The 24,872-nt window shown below is 23.5% G+C and carries 18 protein-coding genes; 17 read left to right on the forward strand and 1 reads right to left on the reverse strand.

Translation table 4 applies throughout. The features are described from left to right. The first annotated feature begins 1 nt into the window (after position 1). From AAHM84_RS01540 to AAHM84_RS01550, 3 genes are read left to right on the forward strand one after another with little or no spacing between them, the layout of a single operon-like run. Positions 2–1,453, forward strand: a complete 1,452-nt coding sequence (locus AAHM84_RS01540) for a glycoside hydrolase family 32 protein (protein WP_342259155.1) — start codon at positions 2–4, stop codon at positions 1,451–1,453. Between the two features lie 2 nt (positions 1,454–1,455). Beyond that, positions 1,456–2,373, forward strand: coding sequence for a carbohydrate kinase (locus tag AAHM84_RS01545; RefSeq protein WP_342259156.1), 918 nt, complete (start codon positions 1,456–1,458; stop codon positions 2,371–2,373). 43 nt (positions 2,374–2,416) lie between these two features. After that, positions 2,417–2,902 (forward strand): GNAT family N-acetyltransferase, encoded by a 486-nt coding sequence (locus AAHM84_RS01550; RefSeq protein WP_342259157.1) that lies wholly within the window; start codon positions 2,417–2,419, stop codon positions 2,900–2,902. Between the two features lie 22 nt (positions 2,903–2,924). Here AAHM84_RS01550 and AAHM84_RS01555 read toward each other — a convergent pair whose 3' ends face one another. After that, a complete protein-coding gene (locus tag AAHM84_RS01555) occupies positions 2,925–3,779 on the reverse strand; it encodes a formylglycine-generating enzyme family protein (RefSeq protein ID WP_342259158.1) in 855 nt (284 codons plus the stop codon). A 79-nt stretch (positions 3,780–3,858) separates the two neighbouring features. Here AAHM84_RS01555 and AAHM84_RS01560 point away from each other — a divergent pair, with 79 nt between their 5' ends. The 14 genes from AAHM84_RS01560 (at position 3,859) to AAHM84_RS01625 (ending at position 24,864) form a co-directional block, all read left to right on the forward strand. Beyond that, positions 3,859–4,692 (forward strand): sulfite exporter TauE/SafE family protein, encoded by an 834-nt coding sequence (locus tag AAHM84_RS01560; protein WP_342259159.1) that lies wholly within the window; start codon positions 3,859–3,861, stop codon positions 4,690–4,692. An 897-nt stretch (positions 4,693–5,589) separates the two neighbouring features. Then, complete coding sequence (locus AAHM84_RS01565; RefSeq protein WP_342259160.1) at positions 5,590–7,446, forward strand: hypothetical protein; 1,857 nt, start codon at positions 5,590–5,592, stop codon at positions 7,444–7,446. A gap of 23 nt (positions 7,447–7,469) precedes the next feature. Further along, complete coding sequence (locus AAHM84_RS01570) at positions 7,470–8,399, forward strand: ABC transporter ATP-binding protein (RefSeq protein ID WP_342259161.1); 930 nt, start codon at positions 7,470–7,472, stop codon at positions 8,397–8,399. A 511-nt stretch (positions 8,400–8,910) separates the two neighbouring features. After that, on the forward strand, positions 8,911–10,584 hold the full coding sequence (locus tag AAHM84_RS01575; RefSeq protein ID WP_342259162.1) for a lipoprotein: 1,674 nt from the start codon (positions 8,911–8,913) through the stop codon (positions 10,582–10,584). 863 nt (positions 10,585–11,447) lie between these two features. Further along, a complete protein-coding gene (locus AAHM84_RS01580) occupies positions 11,448–11,570 on the forward strand; it encodes a hypothetical protein (protein ID WP_342259163.1) in 123 nt (40 codons plus the stop codon). Positions 11,571–12,020: 450 nt separating this feature from the next. Beyond that, positions 12,021–13,391 (forward strand): hypothetical protein, encoded by a 1,371-nt coding sequence (locus AAHM84_RS01585; RefSeq protein WP_342259164.1) that lies wholly within the window; start codon positions 12,021–12,023, stop codon positions 13,389–13,391. Beyond that, a complete protein-coding gene (locus AAHM84_RS01590) occupies positions 13,378–14,151 on the forward strand; it encodes an IS3 family transposase (RefSeq protein ID WP_342259362.1) in 774 nt (257 codons plus the stop codon). Before AAHM84_RS01585 ends, AAHM84_RS01590 begins: the two co-directional genes overlap by 14 nt. 150 nt (positions 14,152–14,301) lie before the next feature. Beyond that, a complete protein-coding gene (locus AAHM84_RS01595) occupies positions 14,302–15,840 on the forward strand; it encodes a sulfatase (RefSeq protein WP_342259165.1) in 1,539 nt (512 codons plus the stop codon). Between the two features lie 38 nt (positions 15,841–15,878). Beyond that, on the forward strand, positions 15,879–18,530 hold the full coding sequence (locus tag AAHM84_RS01600) for a PTS transporter subunit EIIC (protein ID WP_342259166.1): 2,652 nt from the start codon (positions 15,879–15,881) through the stop codon (positions 18,528–18,530). Between the two features lie 32 nt (positions 18,531–18,562). Further along, positions 18,563–19,534, forward strand: a complete 972-nt coding sequence (locus tag AAHM84_RS01605) for an ROK family protein (protein ID WP_342259167.1) — start codon at positions 18,563–18,565, stop codon at positions 19,532–19,534. Between the two features lie 259 nt (positions 19,535–19,793). Then, positions 19,794–21,917, forward strand: a complete 2,124-nt coding sequence (locus tag AAHM84_RS01610; RefSeq protein ID WP_342259168.1) for an anaerobic ribonucleoside triphosphate reductase — start codon at positions 19,794–19,796, stop codon at positions 21,915–21,917. Beyond that, entirely contained in the window at positions 21,917–22,417 is a 501-nt protein-coding gene (gene nrdG, locus AAHM84_RS01615) for an anaerobic ribonucleoside-triphosphate reductase activating protein (RefSeq protein ID WP_342259169.1), read from the forward strand. Before AAHM84_RS01610 ends, nrdG begins: the two co-directional genes overlap by 1 nt. 102 nt (positions 22,418–22,519) lie before the next feature. Beyond that, positions 22,520–23,245, forward strand: coding sequence for a hypothetical protein (locus AAHM84_RS01620; RefSeq protein ID WP_342259170.1), 726 nt, complete (start codon positions 22,520–22,522; stop codon positions 23,243–23,245). 167 nt (positions 23,246–23,412) lie between these two features. Further along, positions 23,413–24,864, forward strand: coding sequence for a glycoside hydrolase family 1 protein (locus tag AAHM84_RS01625; RefSeq protein WP_342259171.1), 1,452 nt, complete (start codon positions 23,413–23,415; stop codon positions 24,862–24,864). Positions 24,865–24,872 lie beyond the last annotated feature (8 nt).

Consider the following 24,872-nt stretch of genomic DNA (forward strand, 5'->3'; position numbering starts at 1 on the left):
AATGAAATGAGAAAAATATAGTTTAATTAATGAAAGTCATTTAAATTTATTTAAAAAATATCATAATAAAAAACAAAAAAATTGATACAACAATCAATTTCACTTAGCAGGTTATTGTGGATCAACAAATGATCCAAATGGATTAGTATATCATAAAGGACAATATTATATTTTTATGCAAAATTGTCCTTTTAGTATTCAACATTATAATAAGTCTTGAGCGCTATATACAACAAAAGATTTTATTAATTATGTTTATGAGGGTTTAACTTTAATTCCTTCAACTGATTATGATAAAAATGGAGTTTTTTCAGGTAGTGCAAGAGTCAATAAAAATGGAGAAATTGAAATATATTACACAGGTAATGTTAAGTTTAATGATTTAGAAAGAACAAGTTATACTTTAAAGGCTTTAATTGATTTAAAAGAAAAAAATGTAACTAAAGAATTATTATTTGAGTGTGATTTAAAAAAATATACTGGTCACTTTAGAGACCCAGTTGTTTTTGAAAATAATAATAAATTATTTATGCTGAATGGTGCTCAAACTTTAGATGAAAAGGGAGTACTAAATGTATATGAATTTATTGATGAATCTTGACAATGAACTAAGGACATAATAGTTGATGAAAAGGATGAACAAAATTCTTATATGGTTGAATGTCCAAACTTTTTTAAAATAGAAAATAAAGATTATATTATGGCTTGTTTAGAGCAAAATGCCTCTTTAAAAGATGGAAGTCACTTTGTTAAATATAGAGAAGTTAAATTTGATAGCAAAGCAAATTTTAAATTTAAATCAGGCTTTAATAAAATTGATTTAGGTTTTGATTTTTATGCACCACAAATATTTTCAAATACTGATGATAGAATTATTATGTTGGGTTGATTAGGAAACTCAAAATCTAATCCATTTCCCAAAGAACTAAAAACTTGAAGTAATCATTTAACTGTACCAAGACAATTAACTTTAAAAAATAATATGATTACTCAATTGCCAATTAAAGAATTAGAAAAATTGAGATTAAATAAAATTTCTTTAAAAGATAATAGTTTTTATTATGAGAATGGTTTAGTAGAATTTATGGCAAATAAAATTTTAAATAAGGATTTTGAAATTTTAATTAAAAATAAAAATAAAAATATAGTTCTTAAAAATGAAAATAATAATTTTTCAATAGATAGAAGTCTAATGGATTATAATGATGAATTAAATTTACCTTCAAAATTAAATTTTGATAACTTAAAAATTAATACTATCAGAATTTTAATTGACAGAAGTTGTTTAGAAATATTCATTAATGAAGGGGAACAAGCTATTTCTTTAAGATTTTTTATTAAAAAGCATAATCAAATAATAACAAACTTAAAAGAAGTGAATGTAATACAACTTGATTCAAATAAATATGTTTGAAATAATATAATTTTTAAAAATGAATTAAAGGAAAAATAAATATGAAAAAAATAATTTCAATAGGTGAAGTTTTAATGGATGTCTATTCTCAAGGAAAAAATGTTCAAAGTGAAGTAGGTGGAGCAAGTTTTAATGTTGCATGTTCAATTGCAGCTTTAAAAAATAATGAAAGTTACTTTATGGGAAGTTTAGGAAATGATGAGTATAAAAAAGAAATAGAACTATTAATAAAAAAATTTGATATTAAAAAAGATTTTATCCAAAATTCAAAATTACCAACAACAATTGCGAAAGTTACACTAGATGAAAATAGAGAAAGATTTTTTGAATTTATTAGAAATAGCGATGCTGATTTTTCTTTATCTAAATTTGATGAAAAGAAATTAAAAGAAATTGATTTTATTCATTTTGGTAGTGCTACTGCTTTTTTATCAGGAGATTTAAATAAATCTTATTGAGATTTATTTAAATTTGCTAATGAAAATAAAATTAGTTTCTGCTTCGATCCAAACTTTAGAGATAAACTTTGAGTTACTAAAGAAGAGACTGCTACTTTTAAAAGTCTGTGTAGTAAATTTTTGGAGAAAGCAAATTTGATAAAGCTAAGTGATGAGGAATTATTTTTATTAACTCAAATTAATAATGAAACTGAAGCATTAAAAAGTTTAATGAATAAGAATCCAAAAAGTTTAATTTGTATAACAAGAGGTAGCAAAGATACAATGTGTGGTTGAAAAAATGAAATTATTTTTGTAAGCACTATACAATCTGATATTGTAGAAGATACAACAGGAGCAGGCGATGCCTTTATATCTTGTTTAATAAATGATTACGTTACAGAAGAAATATGTAGTGATTCATCAAAGGAAAAAATTATTGAGATAGTTTCTAAAGCTAATGCATTTGCAAATAAGGCAGTTAGATATATTGGAGCTTTGGCTTTTCTAGAAAAGTTATAAGAATAATTTTTACTAAAGACAGTAATTAAAAGGAAAATTTAAAATGATAAATATAATTTTAAGTTCAAGATTAATTTTAAGAAAAGTTAATTTAGAAGATGCTTCTGATATGTTTGAATATGCATCAAATACAGAAAATATAAAATATGTAGAGTTTGAAAAACATAAGTCAATTGAAGATACAAAGATGAATATAAAAAATTATTTTCTAAAAAACTCTGAAAATAAATTTGCAATAGTTTTAAAAGAAAATAATAAAATGATTGGCACAATAGAGTTTAGAATTAATGGTAATGAAGCAAATTTTGGATGAATTATTAATAAAGATTATTGATCAAAAGGTTTTTGTACAGAAGCTGCTAAGGAGTTAATAAAAATTTATAATGAAAAATATAATATTAGTTTATTTTCAGCTTTAGTTATGCCAAATAATTTTGCTTCAAAAAGGGTTCTTGAAAAACTTGGATTTAAGTATGAGAAAAATTTAATTAAAAAATTTAATTATGAAAAGTATATTTTAAAGTTCTAAAAATTATAATTTAGTTATTTTATTAGATATCTTTTACACATCTAAAACCCATATTTCCAGCAGTTGATCTTGGTGCAGTTCCATTTCTAGAATATACTTTATATCTTTTACAAAAAGCATCATGACATAAATATGAACCACCCCTTATGGCATACTCTTTATTTTCATTAATCTCTAAATTAGATATTTCATCAGTTTTCTTTTTTTGAAAATATTCTAAGGAAACATTTTTTGCATTTATACATCATTCTCAAATATTTCCTAACATTTGATAAACTCCATAACCATTTGGTTCAAAGCTTTTTGCTGGAGCTAAATCTAAGAAACCATCTTCTAAGGTATTTCCAAAGGGAAAGTCTCCATTTCAAATATTTAAATTATATTTATTATTTTGCTTTAATTCATTTCCTCAACTAAATTTATTTTGTATTAAACCACCTCTAGCTGCATATTCTCATTCCGCTTCGGTGGGCAATCTTTTCCCAGATCATTTGCAATATTCAATAGCGTCATATAATGAGACATGAACAACGGGGTAGTTCATTTTATTTATAATATTTGATTTAGGACCTTGAGGGTGCTTTCAATTTGCACCAGGAACATCAAATCAAATACCCATTAAATCTGCTTTTTGATATTTAACTCTTTCTTCATCAGTTAAGAGAGCTGCAAATACAAATGAATTACCAAATTTTTCTGCTTCAGTTATATAGTTAGTTTCATTAATAAAATTTTGAAATTCTTCATTTGTGACAGAAGTTTCATCGATATAAAAGCCATTAATATCTATAAGAGTAGGAGGACCTTCTTTATCATAAATAAAACCATCCTCAGAGTCACTTCCCATTAAAAACTTACCATTTTTTATTAAAATCATAATTCCTCCATTACAATAATTATAGAATTTTTTCCAAAAAATGCAATTATTATTGTAAAATTTATTTGGAGATATAAAAATGGGAACTACATTACTATGATTATCTATTATTGTTTTATTGATCTCAATATTGGGATCAATTTCAGGAGTTGGAGGAGGGGTACTTTATGTTCCCTTATTTCTAGTATTCTTGAATGATGAAATGAATGAGATAAAATATATATCTACATTTTTAGTATTTTTAGGTTCCTTTATGAACGTTGCAATTGAAATAGTAAAAAAAAGACTTAACTATAAAATTTTATTAGTAGGAGTCGTCTTTTCAACGATTTCTATTTTAATTGGAAATATAATATCTAAAAGTATTAATTCAGATGCTGTAATTAAAATTATTGTAGCAATAACATTAATTATTGTAACTTTTATGTTAATTTATTCTGAATATTTCTTAAAAGTAAAAGATAGTAGTCAAAAGCAATATAAGCTTAATAAGAACTTTTACATAATAAATAATGAGGGTGATAAAATTAACATTATTTTATTATCTCTAATTTCATTTATTGGTGGAATTATAACATCTTTAACTGGAATGGGTGGGGGACCTATAATAATGCCTCTACTTATAATTATTTTTTCTTTAAAAATTAGTTCTGCAGCACCAATTTCACATACTTTAATCATGGTCTCATCTTTTATCTCTTTAATCTTGAATCCAATATCTATGGGTTATAATCCATGAGCTGTTAAAGAGATTTGAGTCAAAAATTTAGTTTTTGCTATACCAGTCATACTTGGTTTTATTGCAGCTATATATTTAAAAAAAGTTATTAAAAAAGAAATTTATATTAAGTGACTGTTAATTGTTGTAATTTGGATATCTATCATAAAAATAATTTTAGATTTAATTAAATAAAAAATATTTACATTTAATGCATTTTATTTATGAGATTTAAAATATAATAATAAATTTTTGTATGAAACTTATTAAAATTACAAATAAATTATAAAAATATTGCAAAAAAGGGAGGAAAAAGTAGTTAATTTAAAGAAATAATTAAGGTAGTCAAGTGAGTTAATACTACTTTCAAAATCAGAATATGAAATTTTGGAAAAGCCTATTCTTTCTTGTACAACTTAAAAGATCATCAATGTAAGAAAAATTATCAAGAAGAATTTAGCTCAGATAACAAATCAAAATTTAATTATGTCAATTTTATGTAAAATTATAGATAATAATTATATTTTATGCATTTTCTCTCATTAATGTTTCTTACAATTTTACTACTTGTTTTTTATTAATTTTTATCTTATAATTATACAAGATTATTAGAATTAATAATCGATAAAAATGAAACTAAAAATATTTTAGTAATTCTTAATTAATTTAAGTTCATCTACAATACAAATTTAATTATTGTTGTAGGGTTAATAATAAACTTATTAATCAATAATTTTATTAAATTATTAACGAATTTAAAAAAAAAAGAAAAGAAAAGTCTTTAGTAAATTTTAGAAATAGCAATAATTAATTAGAGGGATTTAAAATTGCTTATATATCTTGTACATTTGATTAACATATACTTAAAAAGTAGCAGGGGATATTAAATAATTTTATAATGAGATTTTAAAAGTTTTATAAAACAGAAGAAGAATTGAATTATTAAATAATAAATGGATATTATTACAATTAGATTTTCATTATTTATTTAATTTATAACTTATTTAACTATTATATTTTGTATTTATTAATAGAAATTTTGGATATAAAATATTTTAAATTTAAAAATTTGAATTAGAAGGCGGGAAAATTATGAAAGATATTAAAGCTAATATTAGTTTTTTTACAATATTTAAATTCCAGCTTAAGAGCATTTTCAGGGAAAAGACTTTTATGATAATGTATTTAATATCAATTAGTCTATCAACTTTATTAGGTTTAGTAATAATGATATTTAAAACTTCTGATATGAAAGTTATAATATTTAATTATTATGTACTAATACATACGTGTGCAATTGTGATTTTAATATCGATGAGATTATTAAATTATTTTTTTTATATTAAAAAAACAGATAAAACTATTAATATTATTTCAACTCAGCATTTAAAAAGATCAAAACTTTTTATTGTAACCAATATAGTTATTTGATTTTATTGTTTTATATTGTTTACAATTAATTATTTAATTATAACAATTACAAATTTTGGCAATGGAGTTGTCTTTAAAATATCAACAGTTTACACATTATATTTATTCTTAATTATCATATTATTATCTAATTTTATATTGTTTTTATTGGCTGTGCTTTCTCCCCAAGCAACAGTAATTATAGTTACTTTAATAATGTCCTTTAGTTTTATATCAGCGTTACCTTATCAATTTTTAAAAACATCAGAAAAATCAAAAAACATTAATTTTTCAGGAGAAACAGGAAATGTAATTTTAAGAGTCGATAGTATTTATGATGCTTTTGATTTAGTTTCTTATGTTAATAAATCTCAGATTGCTTACCCCAATTTAAGTAAGTATATTATTGATAATTTTTTGAATCAACAGTATAGAATAAGTACTATAAGTACAGAAGAAAATATAAATAATAGAAAAAACCTTTGAAATGATTTAGGTATCATTAGTGATAAACCTGTAAAAATTCGTTTTGATGCAAAAATATCTTCAGTTCCTTTTGATTCTGAAATATCAGATTGAAAATTTGATGATCAAATAAGATTGGAAACGTATTTAAAGTATAAATTTATTAGTACAAAGCAGTTAAAAGATATTATTGATAAATCAGATCCTAATCTCATTGATGAGAACGGATATAATAAATTTAAAATTCTAAGTGAATTGTTAGAGTTTAATGATTTTATTAATTCTTATACAAATAGTTTTCAAGAAAAATTTTATTATTTGTTTGATGATTATATTCAACTTGAAACATGTGATAAAAACAACATTGGAGAGTGTTGAAATTCAATTGATGAACAAGGAAATACAAAAATTGAAAAAAATGGTTATATTGAATTAATTAAAAGTATGGATGGAAGAAATGAAACTAAGCCTACAAAAAGAGGATTTAAAATGTCTTATTTAAAGGAAATCTATCAGAATCATTTTATGAATCTAAATGGTTTAAAAATACAACACTCCTATGGTGAAAACATTATTGAAACGGATATGGATGATAATTATAACTCTGAACAAAATTTGTATAATTCTATTTATAATCCATTGATGTTTACTACTAGAATATTAGAAGATTATTTTATAAATTATAGTTCAAATTATGTTATAGCTACAAATTATAAAATTAATGAGTCAAGTAAAGAATGAATTGATTATCTTAATTCTAGAAAAGTTTATAATACATTATTCCATTTTAATTTTTTATCAAATGTATTTGTAAATTATACCTATTACGCAGGAATGAGTGATAATGATATCTGATTTGATTCAGATCTAAAGTCTAATATTTTATTAGACTCACAAAAAAATTTTCTATTACCTTATAAAACTTATGATTTAATTATCAAAAATGGTTTAATTGATCCAAATTCTTATGATAGTGGTATGAAAACATATTTTTATTTATTAATTCAAATAGTTATTAGTTTATTTTTATACCTTATAGCTTTTTACAAATTTAATTCCTCAGATTTACAATAGTGAAAGAGAAGAGTGAAAATAATATGGAAAAATTAATTGTTTTTGATAACTTTTTAAAAAAATTTAAATCTAATAAAATTGGACCAATAAGTTTTCAAATAGAAAAGGGAAAAATATGTGGTCTTTTAGGTACTAGCGGTAGTGGAAAAACTGTTATTTTGAATTCATTATTGGGTATTATTAAAAAATATAAAGGAAGTATATTAATTGATAAACTAAAAAGAAAATCAAGGAAATATCATAAATCAAATAGAAGAATTGGATATTACACTCAAATGGATTTTGCTTTACATGATATATCAGCATATAATTTCTTGAAAGATAGCTGTATGATAATGGGAGTTAAAAAGAAAAAAATAAAGGAAAAAGTTAAATATTGAATGCAGTATTTTGATGTTTGAGAACATAGAAATAAAAAACTTAAAGATTACTCATGAGGAATGAAAAATCGAATGAATCTAATAATTTGTTTTATCAAAGATCCTGAAATAATTATTATGGATGAACCTGGAGCAAATTTGGACTCATATTGAAGAAATAAGGTAAAAAATTTATTGATTGAATTTAAAAAGCAAGGTAGAACAGTTATAATTACAGTTCATAATATCGATGAAATTTCAGATATTATAGATGAATACATAATTTTGGAAAATGGTAAAAAAATTTTTGAAGGCACAAAAGAGCAGTTAAATATATATCCAAAATATAAAATTTATATTAAGGATAACTTTAATGTTCAAGAATTTAGAAAGTATTTATTACAAGAAAATATAGTTTCTTTTAAATATGATCAGAATGAAAACTCGTTAGTAATTGCTGCTCAAACATATCGTCAAATTAACTACTTATTTTTATATTTAATTAAAAAAAATTTACCATTAAAAAATCTAGTAAAGTTACCTATAAATATGGAGTCAATTCATAAAGCACTTGAAAATCGCAAGAACAATTAAATATAACTAGTTAACTATGATTTTTTTTGTAAAACAATTACTCAGTAAAATTACTTTTTACTTTGTTATTATTAAAGTAATTGTAGTAATCTAGATTCTAATTTAGGTTGAAAACTTATTTTAATAACCTCTTTTCTTAAAGCAATTTTCTTAAAGCAATTTTCTTAATTAATTATTATTTTTATTTTATTTAATGATATCTCGTATAAAGCTTTCATTTATTTATTACAAAAAAATTCAAAATTTTTGTTAATTTAGAAGGGTATAATTGTTTATTATTTATAGTCTAAATTAGATACTTCAAAAAAATAACTATTTTAATTAAAGATTTTGAGTTGTTCTTAAAATATTAATTATTAGTAATTATTTTAAATATAATATTGTAAATGCATATTTTTATAATATTATATTTTGTTATAAAGTAGAACTGTAAAAAAAAAAAAAAAATAGCAAAAAAATTCAATTTAAGACTTAAAAAAATTGTTTATGTTATTTTTTATAAGGAGGAAAAATGAAAAAAATTTTAAGTTTATTAGCTACAGTAGGTTTAGTGGCTACGTCAAGTTTAAGCGTTATTTCATGTGGAAAAAAAAGCTTACCTGAATTAGATGTTGAAAACTTGATTAAAGAGTTCAAAGAAGAGGTAAATAAAATCATAAGAGATCATGCTGCTGAATATAACAAGAACTTTTTTTTGCTAGATTCAGAAAAAAATAGTAACTTACTATTTTTGACAAAAGAGAAAATTTTAAATTTTCTTAATGGTGAAGAAATAAAAAATAGTAATGATTTAATTAGAAAAGATTTGGAAAAAGATTTTAATACACTTTTTAAAACTAATATTATTAAAAGTAAAATTAATAATTTAAAAAATAAGGAGAAGTATCAATTAATTTTAGGAAATGTTGACTCAGTTTTTAAAGGAATTGAATTAAGTTCAAATGATAAAATATTTATATCTTCTAAAAACTCTTCTACAACAGAAGAAAAAATTTGATTTGGAACAACCAAGTTTGATTATTCAATATTAATAAATTTTAGTAATAAAATTGGTCAAATCGAAGAATATAAAGTTACAAACATGAATACAATTATTTCTATTACTGATAGCGAAGTAGTAGCAGGAGATATTCAAGAAATGTATACAAAGATTGATAATACTTTTTTAAAAAATGAAATAAGTAAAATATATTCAAATAATTTACTTTTACTTGAGAAAGATTATTTGCATTTAAATTTAAATAGTGAATTTCAATCTTATTTAAATGGTCAAAATTATAGAAAGGAATTTACTAACTTTATTTCTAAAGAGTTTAGAATTAATCTAAAATTAGATGGAAATAATTTTAATGATTTTAATCAAACAATGGCATATAGAAATGATTATTCAATAAAACAAAATCATATTGAAATGCAGAATTTTCTAAAAAATAAGGATACTCAAATCTCAAACTTAATAAAAGCAACAGAAAATGAAGTAGAAAAAATAGCTGATACTGATATAAAAAATAATTTGGATTTAATTTCACCTTCATTATATAATGACGAAGAATTAAAAAGTATAATTAAATCTAGTTTAAGAATGTATAAAATGAAATTAGGAAGTATTTTTTATAAAATTGATGAACAAAATTTTGTAGAAATTCCTGATTTATATTTGAATTTTTGATACACAAAAAATAAAGAAATCACTTCAAGAAATGATTTTGAAAAAGATATAATTAATAATATAATTTTTACAACTGAAAAATATATTGAAGTATTTGAAGTATCTACTTCTTCAAAAAAAGGATGACTTTTTGATTTTAAGAGTGCTAGAATCATAGATTTATGATTCGAAAATGGACTAGAAGCAAAAACCGAAAATATGAGTGAATATTCAAGTTTTTTAAAACCTGAATTATTAGATTTAAGAAATAAATTTCTTAAGGAGTCAAAGCAATCAATATATGAACTAGATATAACTTCTACTAGTACACCAACTAATGATGTTTTTAGAGCACGTAATTCAAACATCTGAGGAAAAAAAAATACAAGGGTGGAACTTGGAGTATTTGTGCCTATGTTTACAATTATAAATTGTGATATTACTTTAAAGTTTGATTATTTGCAAATTTTATCTGAAACAATTACTTTCGAATGACTCTCTTCAGCATACTTAGTACTATTTGGACAGCAAAATTAACCTAATTTTAATTATATAAATAATACATAACTTTAACGAGACTCGCGGTTGATGGCTAAATCAATTGTAATTGGTCTCTTTTTTTTATTAAAAATATAATTTTCTAAGATTCTTACTTTTTAAAATAAATTTCTTGAATTTAATTATGAATAATGATAGATTATTTCCCTACATATTAGCAAGTGACTTTGTAATCCTTTATAATCAACAAATGGAGCTTTTATGAAAGGCTACTATTAAATAGCATGAAACAAGAATAACTAAGATTAATTAAGCAATTTTTTTAGGAAAAGACTCTATCAAAACAAAACCTTTAAGCTATACTATATTATTAGAAATACAAGACGAAAACTTAAAGAATTAAAGAAACAAATGATAGAAAGAAGTAAATAAGTTAGAGTTAAATACATTTAAATCAAAAGTAGTTTACAACTTTACATTTAAATACCCAAATATTGCAATCAGAAGACTTTGTAGACTAATTTTTTTAACAAAAAGTACTTACTATAATTTAATCTCAAAAGGTAAACCAAAAATTAAGGATATTAATTAAAATTTGGTTTTAAAAACCAATGATGTTTATAAAATGAAGTTAGAATCTATGGAACTAAAATTTATTGAAGTAATTAGATTTAAATTGTGTTATAAAAAAGTTTTACGAATAATGAAGTTTCTAAAGTTAAAACCTAACAACTATAAAATATAAAAGAATAAATCAGTTAGTCCAAAAAAAAAAAAAAAAATTGGTAAGTATCCTAGATTATTTAAATATAAAACAGATTTAAATAATTTGTTCGAATATAATTCTCTAAGTTACATAATGTTAAAAAAAACCTAAAATGTATACAAGGAGAATTTTTTATATGTCAAATGTTACAGGAAATAAATCAAATATATTAAGTATCAAACAAAAACAAGAGTTAGTAAATAGACACTATAATGAAAATAGAACTTTTAGAGAGCTATCAATTGAATATGGTGTATAGTATTCAACAGCAAGAAATCTTTAAATAAATTATAAAATATACGGAGCTGAGGCTTTAATTTCAAAAACAGGAAAGCATAACAAGCATTCTAGTGTTAGGCCAAACTTTTTGGACCCAAAAGATAAGGAACTAGCAATTCTTAAAAAGAAGATTAAATGATTAGAAATGGAAAATGAAGTTATAAAAAAGTTTAATGAAATGATGGAAAATCAAAAGAAAAAATAAATTATATTTATAAAATCATAGAAGAATTTAAAAGCAAATATAGTATTTCAGATTTATGTAAGCTTTTAAAAATTACTAGATCAAGTTAATAAAGGTGAGTTAACAAGGGTAAAAAAGATTATATTATAAAAATAGATATTTATATTGCAAAAAAATAAAGCTTAGAAAAAGGTAACCTAAGTTTACCAGTAGTTTTACTACTGGTTTTTTTAATGAAAGGAAAAAATGAAAAAAACAAAATACAGTAAAGAATTAAAAGTAGAGGTTACAAAAAAGTTTAACCAAGGTCATACACCAAAAAAATTAGTAGAAGAATACAATTTAAATTCTGGAGTACAATTAGTTTATTTATGAAATAGAAAATACTCAAATTTAAACTATAATGATACTAACTTTTGTAAGGAGTTTAATATAATGACAAATAAATTGAAAAAGGATTTTAAAGATAAAAGTATAAAAGTTTATGAAAAAGAAATAGCTAAATTAAAAAAACAATTAAAGGAGTCAAATGAATTAGTACTACTTTCAAATGCAAGATATGAAATTTTGGAAAAGTCCATTCCTTCTTGCACAACGGAGATGATCATCAACATGATGAAAATGAGCAAGAAGGACTTAATTCAGATAACAAAGACAAAAATTTATAAGCATTATTCTTTTTGCATAATATACAAATTTGAAGCGTTATATGGAATGGGAACTAATAAATTAATTAATTTCTTTTATGTATCTAAACAAGGTTATTCAAAATTTAAAAGAAGATTTGTTCTAATGTCACCAATAAAAATTTTCAAAGAGAGATTAGCATTACCTGGTTTTCCAATTTTTCAAAGAAAAGTTTTAAAAAATGCTAATTTTTATATTGAGCAATACTTTAAAACCTTTAAAGGCTTTGTCTCAGGGGCTAATATAATTAATAAATGAATTCTTGAAACTTATAATCTAAATATTTCAATTAGAGAAATAAGGAAAATTCAAAGAGAAAATATATTTAAAATGCCTACTTTTCAAAGAAAAAAGAGAACTAACTTAGGTATCAATAAAAGCAATAATTACATTAGAAAAGATTTAATTATGAATAATTTTAAAAAAGAGAATGTTATTGGAGTTAATGGAAGCCATATGAAAATAAGAATTAAAGGAGTATTAGAAAATCAAGTTGTCATTTTTGGATACAATTGATCTAATAATAATATAGTCTCTTATTCCTTCGATAGAACAGAAAATAGTAATAATGCTTTTAAGGTTTTTAATAAAATTAAAAGTTATGTTAAGAACCTCTCAATATCTAATTTTTTAATACAAACGGATAGAGGCACAGCATTTGCCAATAAAATGATATTTAGTTTCATTAATAGGAACAGTAATTTTTTAACTCATTCTATGTCTGAAGCGGGTTTTAAGCATAATGCTCCAACCGAATCACTTAATGGATGAGTGAAAAATAAATTTTATAAACAATATAGTAATGAATTCACTTCAATGGAGGATTTTCATAATAAGTTTGCAAATTTTGTGGAAATGTGAAATTTAAATCATGATTTTAAATATAATATAAATAGAAAAAAACAGTTTGCAAATATTGCAAACTGGTAAACTTAGGTTATCGCATTCTCTTCTATTTTTTAAATATAAATGTATTTATGGTAGTCCTAGAATAACAATATGTTTAAAAAGTAAGGGAATAAACATAAGCCAAAATAATGTAGCAAGAATAATGAGAATATATAAGATGTATTCAGTAATTAGAGTTAAAAAGATGATTAGAAAACCTAAGGAAAAGAAAAGTATTACTCATGGATCCAATATTGTTAATAGAAAATGAGAAATTTATAAAAAGAATGAATGCTGAGTGACTGACATTACTTATTTACCATTAAATAATAAATTTGCTTATCTTAGCATTTTAAAAGATGTTAAGACAGGATTTATAGTTGGTTATAAATTGTATAAAATAAATGATATAAAAATTTATAGAGATACTCTTATTAATCACACAAAATATAGAATTGACATAAGTAAATCGCTTATAATTCACTCTGATAATGGTTTTCAATATACATCATTTTTTGCCAAAAACTATTCAAAAAAGAATAATATAATTATTTCTTTATCAAGACCTGAAAATTCAATAGATAATGCAATGTGTGAAACATTCTTTTATTCATTAAAAGAGGAATGAAAAAAAGAGTTAAAAGTAAACTCTTTTGAAAAATTGGAAAGCTCTATTAGTAAATATATTCACTTCTTTAATTATGAAAGAATACGAGGTAAAACTTCTAATCCTCCATCTTATGAATACTTTAATAATTGAAACAAAATAAAAGTAATTGCATTTAATGCAATTACTTTATAAAAAAAACATTTTGTATACTTGACAAAGTATATTCAGAAAAAAACAGTACACAATTACTTTTTGTAGTAATTATTCCAAAATAACTATTAATTTTGGAATAATTATTATATGATATTTGTAGACTACTATTAGTCTACAAAGGAGATAAAAATGAGAGCAGTTATATTAATGTTTGATACTTTAACAAGAAAGTACTTACCTAATTATGGCAATGATTGAGTACATGCACCAAACTTTAAAAGATTAGGTGAAAGAACAATGACATTTGATAATTTCTATGCAGGAAGCATGCCATGTATGCCTGCAAGAAGAGAAATACATACGGGACGATATAATTTTTTGCATAGAGATTGAGGTCAATTAGAACCTTTTGATAACTCAGTATTTGAGCACTTAAAAAATAGTAATATTTATACGCATTTAACAACAGATCATTGACATTACTGAGAAGATGGTGGGGGTACTTATCATACAAGATATAATACTTGGGAAGGATTTAGAGGTCAAGAATATGATCAATGAATTCCTGCAGCTTATGGTAAAAATCACGACCAACCTCATAAAAATGATATAAATACTTTTTTTGACTTAAAAACCAGACCAGAAAAATATAATTTTTTGAAATATGGAAAAGCTAATTTAGCACATTTAACACAAGATGATACAAGTTATCCTAGTGTACAAACAATGCTATCAGGAATTGAGTTTTTAAAAGGTCATAAGGATTTAGATAATTGGTTACTACAAATTGAGTGTTTTGACCCTCATGAACCGTTTGTAACTCCTCAAAAATATCGAGATATTTATGATGCGAAATATACAGACAATATTCCTAATTGACCTAAATATAGCCACTATGATGAAGAAAAAGATGCAGAAACAGTTAAGAAACTTCAAATAGAATATGCTGCATTAATTTCAATGATAGATGTTTATTTAGGAAAAATTTTAGATTACTTTGATGAAAATGATTTATGAAAAGACACAATGTTAATTGTAAATACAGATCATGGGTTCTTAACTGGTGAACATAACTTTGTTGGTAAAACAGCAGCACCTTGATATGATGAATTAATTCATACACCATTCTTTTTACATATTCCAGAATTTTCAAATATGGATGGAAAAAGATTTGATAAGTTATGTCAAACAATTGATATAGCTCCAACTCTTTTAGACTATTTCAATTTAAAAGATGATTTTGATCGAGATGGAAATTCAATTTATGAAGCTCTAAGAAAAGATCAAAATAATCACAAGGAGATCTTATTTGGTAATAATGGTGGTCATGTAAATATATATGATGGAAAATATGTTTTTATGAAAGCATCTAAAAGTGAAGCCAATTTCCCAAATACTCAATATACACTTAACTTTAATTTTATGAAGGGATTCTTACCAAATTTCTTTTTAAATAATATGGAATATGTAAAGGGAACACGATATTCAAATGGAATGCCCATGATGAAATATAATTTACAAGAATTTCCTATGACACCAAATTCATTTAAATATGGAGATTTATTGTTTGATTTAGAAGAAGATCCAAAACAATTAAGTCCTTTAAAAGATAAAAAAATTGAATCAATGATGATTAAAAAACTAATTAAAAAAATGAAATCTGTTGATACACCTCCAGAAGTTTATGAAAGAATTGGTTTAACAGAAGAGGCATCAACAATAGTTTAATATTCCTATAATAAATAGAACTTTGAAAGGAATTATTTATGCACAAAAAAGTTTTAAATGTATATGCTATTTGCGATGGTGTTATAGACATAATAGAGAATATTGATGATAGGGTTTTTAAAAATAATTTATTAGGGACAGGTTATTTCATATCTGCTACATCTAATAAAATTCATAATCCAATTGAAAATGCTAATATAGATTTGGTTTTTGAAACAAAACATGGTTTATTTTTAAAGCAAGAAAATTTGGATTCTTCTATTATGATAAATATGTGTCTTGACTTTAGAAAAGAAGATGGTCAATATTTTAATATTGCAAAAGAGCAAAATGAAAAAATAAAAAACTTTGAGAAAATAGCAGAAGTAAATTTAGATTATTTAAAAGTAGTCCATAAAAATACTAATATTGCTGTTTTAATTAATGATGAATCTAATAAAATGAATTGAATTTTTCAACCTTATTTTGCAGGAGCAACAAAGGTTAAAAAAAATGACTTAATAGGTACTTTTGAATCAATTTTAGAAAGTGAAAAAGATATTAAAGTTGATGAATACTTTAAAACTAGTTCAAATTGAGAACTAATTGCACGAAAAATAATTGAGCTTGTTGGAAGAAAAGGTAATTATAGTAATTCTTACAATTGTTCAACTCGTCTTCGATTTAAAATAAAAGATAAAAGTCTTGTAGATATTGAGTCACTTCAAAAAATTAAACAAGTAAAGGGAGTTGTTTGAAAAAATGATGAACTGCAATTAATTTTAGGAAAAACTGTTTATAAATTATATGCAGGTTTAAAAAAATTTGAGGATTCTGGGGAATTTGATTTACTGGCAAATAGAAAAATGTCTCTTGGAAAAAGAATGTTAGTTGCTCTTTCTTCAATCATGATTCCATTAATTCCAATATTAATTGGAGCTGGTATTATAATGGCATTTGTTGGTATGTTGCAAATAACAAAGTTAATGCCAGATGTTGTTTTAAAAATACCAGAATCAGGATTAAAACCAGGTCAAGAATATATTAGAGATACAAATGTATTGTGAGCAATGTTATATGTAATAGCTAATACGCCTTTGAGATTTATAGGTATATTAGCAGGAATAAGTGCTGCAAAGTATTTTAGACTAAATATATTTTTAGGATTGTCGATTGGTTTAATTTTAGGTAGTCCTTTAATATTTGGAGATGGGGGACCAATAGGATTTGGTTATAGTTGAGATTTATTTAAAACTGGAATAAGTCCTGATGATCCTATTTGATATGGTCTTTCATCAATAAAAGTAATGCCTCAAGGGGCAAGAGTAATTGTTGTAATACTGGCAGTTTTAACTACAAAAAAAATTGAAAACTGAGTTATAACTTGAGTGCCAAAATCCTTAGAATTAATTCTAAAGTCTGCTTTAACATTATTAATTGCAGCTCTAATAACATTCTTTATTATTGGGCCAATTTGATATGTTTTTGAACAATTAATTGGTGTTGGTTTAAGATTTGTTACCAAAACTCCACTTGGAATTGGTACTGGTATTTATGCCTTAATTTGACAACCCTTAGTTATAGTAGGTATGCACTCAGCTGTTGGTCAAATTTCACAAATGCAGGTATTAACAGATGGGGTTAGTTATTTGACACCTGGTGGAGAGTTTTCTGTATGAGGACAAGTAGGTGCTGTTATTGCAGTTATACTTATTTCTAAAAATAGTGCAACTAAAAGAGAAGCACGATCAACTGTAATTACTGGTTTCTTTGGTGTGCCTGCTCCAATTGTTTATGGAATTAACTTACCTAAAGTAAGACCTTTTATTGCAGGAACTCTGGGTGCTTTCTTTGCTGGATGCTTTAGTAATATGTTAAGTGTTTCGCAAAGAGTTAATACAGGTTTAGGAGTATTTTCATTCTTTGGATTTTTCTCAAACCCAATAAATCCAGAAATTGTAACTGTTGAGTTAATACCCAATACTTTGAATGGTCTATACAATATATTATGTTGTGTGATGGCAACTGGATTAGCATTAATGTTTACAATATTTATGTATAAAGAAAGAATTCTTGAAAATAATATTATTAAAAAAAATAATGCAAAAGTTATTAAAATAATTAACTTATCAAATTTTAATTTGACTTCTGAAGATAAAATAAAAGTAACAAATATTTTAAGCGCGGAAGAAAACTTTTTTGCAAAAGAGGAAGTTATTAAAATTAAAAAACTTGAGAAATTATTAATTGAAAGTCTAAAATATAAAATTGAATTAGAGATTATATTTTATAAAGAAAATAAAATTAAAGATAGATTATTTGAGCATGGATGTAATTTGATTAATAAAAATAAACCTTTAAAAGCCAAATCAATTATGGAAAAACATAAAGATATTTACTTTTTAAAGAAAAAAGAAACATTACAAAATAAAATTCAGCAGTTAGATATAAAAATGGCTGATAAATTAAAATGATTAGATGAACTTATTAAAACTAAAGAAAATGCAGTACTAAGTAATTTTAAATTATTAGAAGATTATTTATCAGAAGAGAATCTTTATTCAATAAAGTTACTATACAAAAATACTTTAAATGATTTAAAAATAACTTATAAATTACAAAAACCAGTTGATGCTAAAATTACTTTAAATAGTATTATAAAAAAAATTTCACAGGAAAATAATTTAAATAAAAGTTTGCAAAATAATTAAATAGTATTTGAGAAAGATAGGACAATTAGTTTATGAAAAATATAAATTATTTATATGACATTGGAGGATTAAGTACCAAAAAAATTGTTATGGATCATAACAATAAAATAATATCAGAGGATATAATTTCTTATGATGATACCAAAAGACCAAATGCATGACAATTAGATGTAAACTATGTTTTTAGTTTAATAAAAAATGATCTACCAAAGAATATTAAAATAAACTTGGGAATTAGTATTCCTGGAATTATTGATTCAATTAATTATAAAATATTATCTGAATCTGCATTAACAAATATTAAAGAAATTAATTTAAAAGATTTTTTTAGTGAGTTAAAAAATATAGAAGTATTTAAAATTGAAAATGATGCCAAGGCCGCAGCTTATGGAGAATATTATTTTGGTCAAAAGCAAAAATACAAGAATATGCTTCATGTAACTGTTGGAACAGGTCTTGGTGGAGGAATTATTATTGATGGTAAAATTTACAAAGGTTTTAAAGGAGGAGCTGGAGAATTATCAAAGCTATTTGCAAATTTTGACTCTAAGAACAATAATTTAGTTGTTCAAAGTACCTCAACAGGTGCAAATTTAAAAAGATATGCAGACTCAATTGAATTAGGAGAACTTGCAGAAATTGAAGATGTTGTAACTGCTAAGGCAAAAAATAATTTTAGAATGAAAAAATTAATTGATGGTAAATCATTTATGAAACTAGTTGAAGAAAATGAACCAATAGCTGTTAAAGTTTTTGATATATGAACAACAAGTTTAACTAAGTATTTAGTTTCTTTAAATTTTTTAATGGATTTTGAAGCAATAACTATTGGTGGGGGAATAAGTTCTAATAGTAAATTTTTGGATACTATAATTAAAAAGGCTGAAGATTATATTATTTTATTTAAAAATTTTTCTCCAATTGAACATATAAATATAATAAAAAGTAATTTAGAAAATAGGGCTGGATGTTATGGTATTTTAGCCAAGCTATTAAAAGAGTAATTTATCAAAATTTAAATATATTATTGATTAGAAACCTTATTTAATATAAGGTTTTTTTATTTTATAGTTTATACTATAAAACTTATTATTTTTTTATATAAATTAAAAGTATAAAAGTGTTTATTCTATTTATTTTATTTTCAACTTTTTTCTATAAGTTGATTTTTTATTTTTTTTTGAGAGTATTAACTAACAACTAAACAAAAAAGTTTAGTTTTACAATTTTAAAAATAATATATACTTTAAAGGAGTGTCTTATATGAAGGAAAATAAAAGTTCTTGTAAAAATATTACTATAGAATTTAATCAGGTAATTTCAACAATAAATAATGATATTAAAAATGAAAATGCAAATATGAATGGTGATACACCAAGTGGTAAAATGATGAAATTTGCTTCAATATCAGCAAAAAATTTTGCATTGGAAAATTTACTTAAGTTAAAGCATGCAAACTTACATAAAAGTTCATTAATTCATATTCATGATTTGGATTATTATGCTACAAAATCAGCAACTTGTGTTCAATATAATATTGAGGAGATATTTAATAATGGTTTTAAAACAAAAAATGGTTTGATTAAAGAACCGCAATCAATTGGTGTATATGCTGAGTTAGCATCAATTATCTTTCAAACAGCTCAAAATGAAATGCATGGAGGACAATCAATCCCAGCTTTTGATTACTTTATGGCTCCAGGAGTAAATAAAACTTTTAGAAAAATTCTGTTAGAAAAATTAAAGACCTTCTTATTTTTTTCAAATATAAATTTTGAGAAAAATAAAATAAATGATATAAAAAAAGATGAGAGTATAAAATTTAAAAAATTAAAAAAGGAAATGATTAGTTTATATTTACCAAAAATTAATATTTCACAAAAAGATTTTGATAAAATAAATCAATTAACAATTAAAGAGACAATTAATCAAACTAATCAAGCAATGGAAGGTTTTATTTATAATCTAAATACTCAACATTCAAGAGGAGGAAATCAAGTTGTTTTTTCTTCAATAAATTTAGGAACTGACACTTCAGATGAGGGAAGACAAGTTACAAAATCACTATTTAGGGCTTTAGAAAAAGGATTAGGTAATGGTGAAACTTCAATTTTTCCAATAGTTATTTTTAAAGTTAAGAATTTAGTAAACTTTCATGAAGAAGATTACAAAAAAGCAATGAATCAAAGTCAGGAAGAGTGATTTAATGAAAGTAATATTTGAAATGTCAAAAACTTTGATTTACTTTTAGAAGCAATTAAAACAACAAGTAAAAGATTATTTCCAAATTTTATGTTTTTAGATCAAAAATATAATCAACATCATTTATGAAATCAAAATGATAGTAAATCTTGATATTATGAACCAGCAACAATGGGATGTCGTACAAGAGTTTTTGAAAATATTAATGGTGAAAAAACATCAATTGGACGAGGAAATTTGAGCTTTACTTCATTAAATTTGCCTTATATAGCATTAGAACTTTTAGAAAAAAAAGGTTTTTTAAAAAATGAAATAATCAATTACTCTAAAATTAATTCTTCAAAAATAAAAAAATTATTTTTAGAAAGGGTTAAATATTATAGTCAAGAAATTTGTAATCAATTAAAAGTTCGATATGATTATCAAATAACAGCTATTGCAAAAGAATTTCCATTTCTAATGAGCAATAATATTTTATCTGCGGGAATTAATTTAAAATCACAAGATTCTGTAGAGGATGTTTTTAAGCAAGGAACGTTAACAATTGGTTTTGTTGGTTTGGCAGAAGCATTAAAAGCACTGTTAAATTTTCATCATGGTGAAAATGACGAAGCACAAAAATTTGGATTAGAAATTATAGAAGTTATTAACAATGTTTCACTTATATGAAAGGAAAAAACTCATTTAAATTTTGGAGTTATAGCAACACCAGCAGAATCAGTTGCAGGTAGAATGGCAAAACAAACTAGAAAAGTTTTTGGTTTAGTATCTGGAGTTACTGACAGGGAATACTTTACGAATTCAAATCATATTCCAGTTTATTATAATATTAGTGCTATTGAAAAAATTAAAAGAGAAGCAAAATATCATTTATTAACTTTGGCTGGTAGTATAAGTTATGTTGAATTAGATGGAGAAGCTAAAAAAAACTTGCATGCTATTCTTTCTATAATTAATGCAATGCGAATTCATGGAACAAATTATGGGAGTTTAAATCATCCAGTAGATAGATGCAAAAAATGTAATTATACTTCTTTAATTCCCTTACATTGTCAAATGTGTAATAGCAAAGAAATTTCAAGAACTAGAAGAATTACAGGATATTTAGTTGGAGATTTAGAGTGTTGAAATAAAGGAAAGCAGGCTGAAGAATCAGAAAGAGTAAAGCATAAAACTAAAAATTAATGAAAATACTTAAAATTTTTAAAGAAACAATAAGTGATGGACCTGGAGTTAGATACTCTATTTATATTGCTGGATGCTTGCATGCTTGTTATGGTTGTCATAATCTTTTGAGTTGAAATTTTAAAATAGGAAAAGCCTTTGACAAAGAATATGAAAAAGAAATTATTTCAGAGATTAAATCAAATTCATTATTAAATGGAATTACTTTTAGTGGTGGAGATCCAATGTTTAGTGCAATTGAATTGTTGCCTTTTGTAAAAAAACTAAAAAAAGAAACTGGTTTGAATATATGACTATATACAGGTTTTACTATAGAAGAAATAATAGCAAAAAAAGATGATTCTAATGAGAAAGAATATTCTATGTACAAATTATTACTTGAAATAGATACATTAGTAGATGGTAGATTTGTAAAAGAACTATATGACCCTAATATTTTATTTAGGGGAAGTTCAAATCAACGATTAATTGATGTAAAAAAATATTTTAATTTACTTTAAATCTAAAAAACATTTTTTATTTAAATTTAAATGTTTTTTTTTTTTTTTTTATAATTATCATTAAAGATATAAGAAAGAATGAAAATTTAAAAGGTAATGATTATGAAGTATGTATTTGATAAATTGGAAATTATTAGTAAGGAATTTGAAGATACCACTTTCAAAATAATAGCTAAAAAAATATTAGATAATGCTGAGAGAGGTATATTTTGCTCTCAAGACGAATTAGCAGCACAAACTTTTGTATCAATTTCAACTATTACCAAGTTTTCTAAAAAAATGGGTTTTTCAGGTTTTAGAGAATTAAACTTTAAAATGAAAACAGAATGAAAAAAATTTGATTATGAGCAGATTGAAAGGTCAGATACATTTGAAATTTTTCAATTAATTGAAAAATGAATTTATTATAATGAAAATTTTATAAATAGTATTTGCAAAAAAATTAAGGAGAGTAGTTTTATCAATATTTATTCTTCTTATCAAGCAACTGAGTCTTCAAAGTATTTTGCAAATATCTTAATTGAATATGGTAAAAATGTGACAGTTTTAAATAATGAATTTAGATTTAAAGCAAAAGTTAATAATGAAAAAGGCTTTAATTTATTAATATTAACTGGTAGGGATAATGAGACACTTATTGATAATTTTTATAAAGCTTATGAAGCTGATTATGCTAATTTTATTATTGCCTCAGAAAAACAAATTGATAAGATAAATTTAAAATTTACAGAAAAAATGATAATTGATTATTCATTAGATAATTCACAATTGTCATCAAGACAAATAGTACTACATATGCTATTTTTTTATATTTTTAAAAAGTTATAAGTATTTTTAAAAGTAGGAATTACAAAAATATAGAATAAATTTATCGATAATTCAAATATGTGTAATAGAAAATTACTTTACATTTTATGAAGTACTATAAAAAATATAATTTACTATTTATTTTTAGGTTAAATTGATACAAAATACTTACATAGGAGAAAAAAATAATGAAATTTGTAGGAAAAAATTTTTTATGAGGAGGAGCAACTTCTGCATCTCAAATAGAAGGGGCTTATAATTTAAATGGTAAGTCTTTAACTTTAGCTGAAATGAGACCTTTTAATCCTAATTTAAATAGAAAAAGCATTGAAGAAATAAATAATTATTCTAAAGAGGAATATGAAAAGTCAATTGAAAATGTTAATAAGCTTCATTATCCAAAAAGATATGGTATAGATTTTTACCATAAGTATAAAGAAGATATTGCCTTGTTTAAAGAAGCGGGGATGAAAATATTCAGAATGTCAATTTCTTGATCAAGAATTTATCCAAATGGAGATGAAAGTAAACCTAATCAAGAGGGTATAGAGTTTTACAGAAAAGTATTTGAAGAATGTAAAAAAAATGGAATGGAAATTATGCTTACAATTCAACATTATGATATTCCATACTCAATTGCTAAAAAATATAATGGGTGATCAAGTAAAAAGGTTATAGATTTATACATTAAGTTTGCTAATACTATCATGGAAGAATATAAAGATTTAGTTAAATACTGATTACCTTTTAATGAAATAAATGTGGCCACGCTATCACCAATTACGGGATTAGGTATGTTTAGAGAAAATTATAAAACTGAGCATGAGTTTTTAATTGCATCATATCAAGGATTACATAATCAATTTTTTGCTCAAGCAAAAGTTATTGAATTGTCAAAAAGTATTTCAAAAAATATTAAGATGGGTTGTATGATTGCTAATATAACTACATATGCAAGTGATTGTAATCCAATTAATATCTTAGAAAATTTACTAACTCAACAAATGAATAGATATTTTTATTATGATGTTGTGACAAGGGGAATATATCCAACATATTCAAAAAGATACTTTAGAGAGAGAAAAATAGAAATTAATATTACAGAAGAAGAATTAAAAGTAATTAAAGAAAATACTGTTGATTATATTACATTTAGTTATTATATGACTTCAACTGTATCTAAAAATACTCAAGATAATAATTCAGGAAATTTAATAATTGGAGGTAAAAATAAATTTTTAAACTCAACAGAATGAGGATGACAAATTGATCCTATTGGATTAAGAATTACATTAAATGAATTATGAGATCGATATCAATTACCATTATTTATTTCAGAAAACGGAATTGGTGTTGTTGAAAAATTGGATGCAGATAATACAGTGAATGATAATTATCGAATAGATTATCTAAAAGAACATTTTATTCAAATAAATGAAGCAATTCTTGATGGAGTAGATGTCTTTGGCTATACTATGTGGACTCCAATAGACGTAGTTAGTCTTTCTACAAATGAAATGTCTAAGCGTTATGGCTTAATATATGTTGATTATGATGATTATCATAATGGTAGTGGAAAACGATATAAGAAAAAGTCCTTTAGTTGATTTAAAAAATTTATTGAGACAAGTGAATTTTAATAAAAATT

Source organism: Spiroplasma endosymbiont of Dioctria linearis, from assembly GCF_964030865.1.
Lineage (GTDB): Bacteria > Bacillota_I > Bacilli_A > Mycoplasmatales > Mycoplasmataceae > Spiroplasma_A.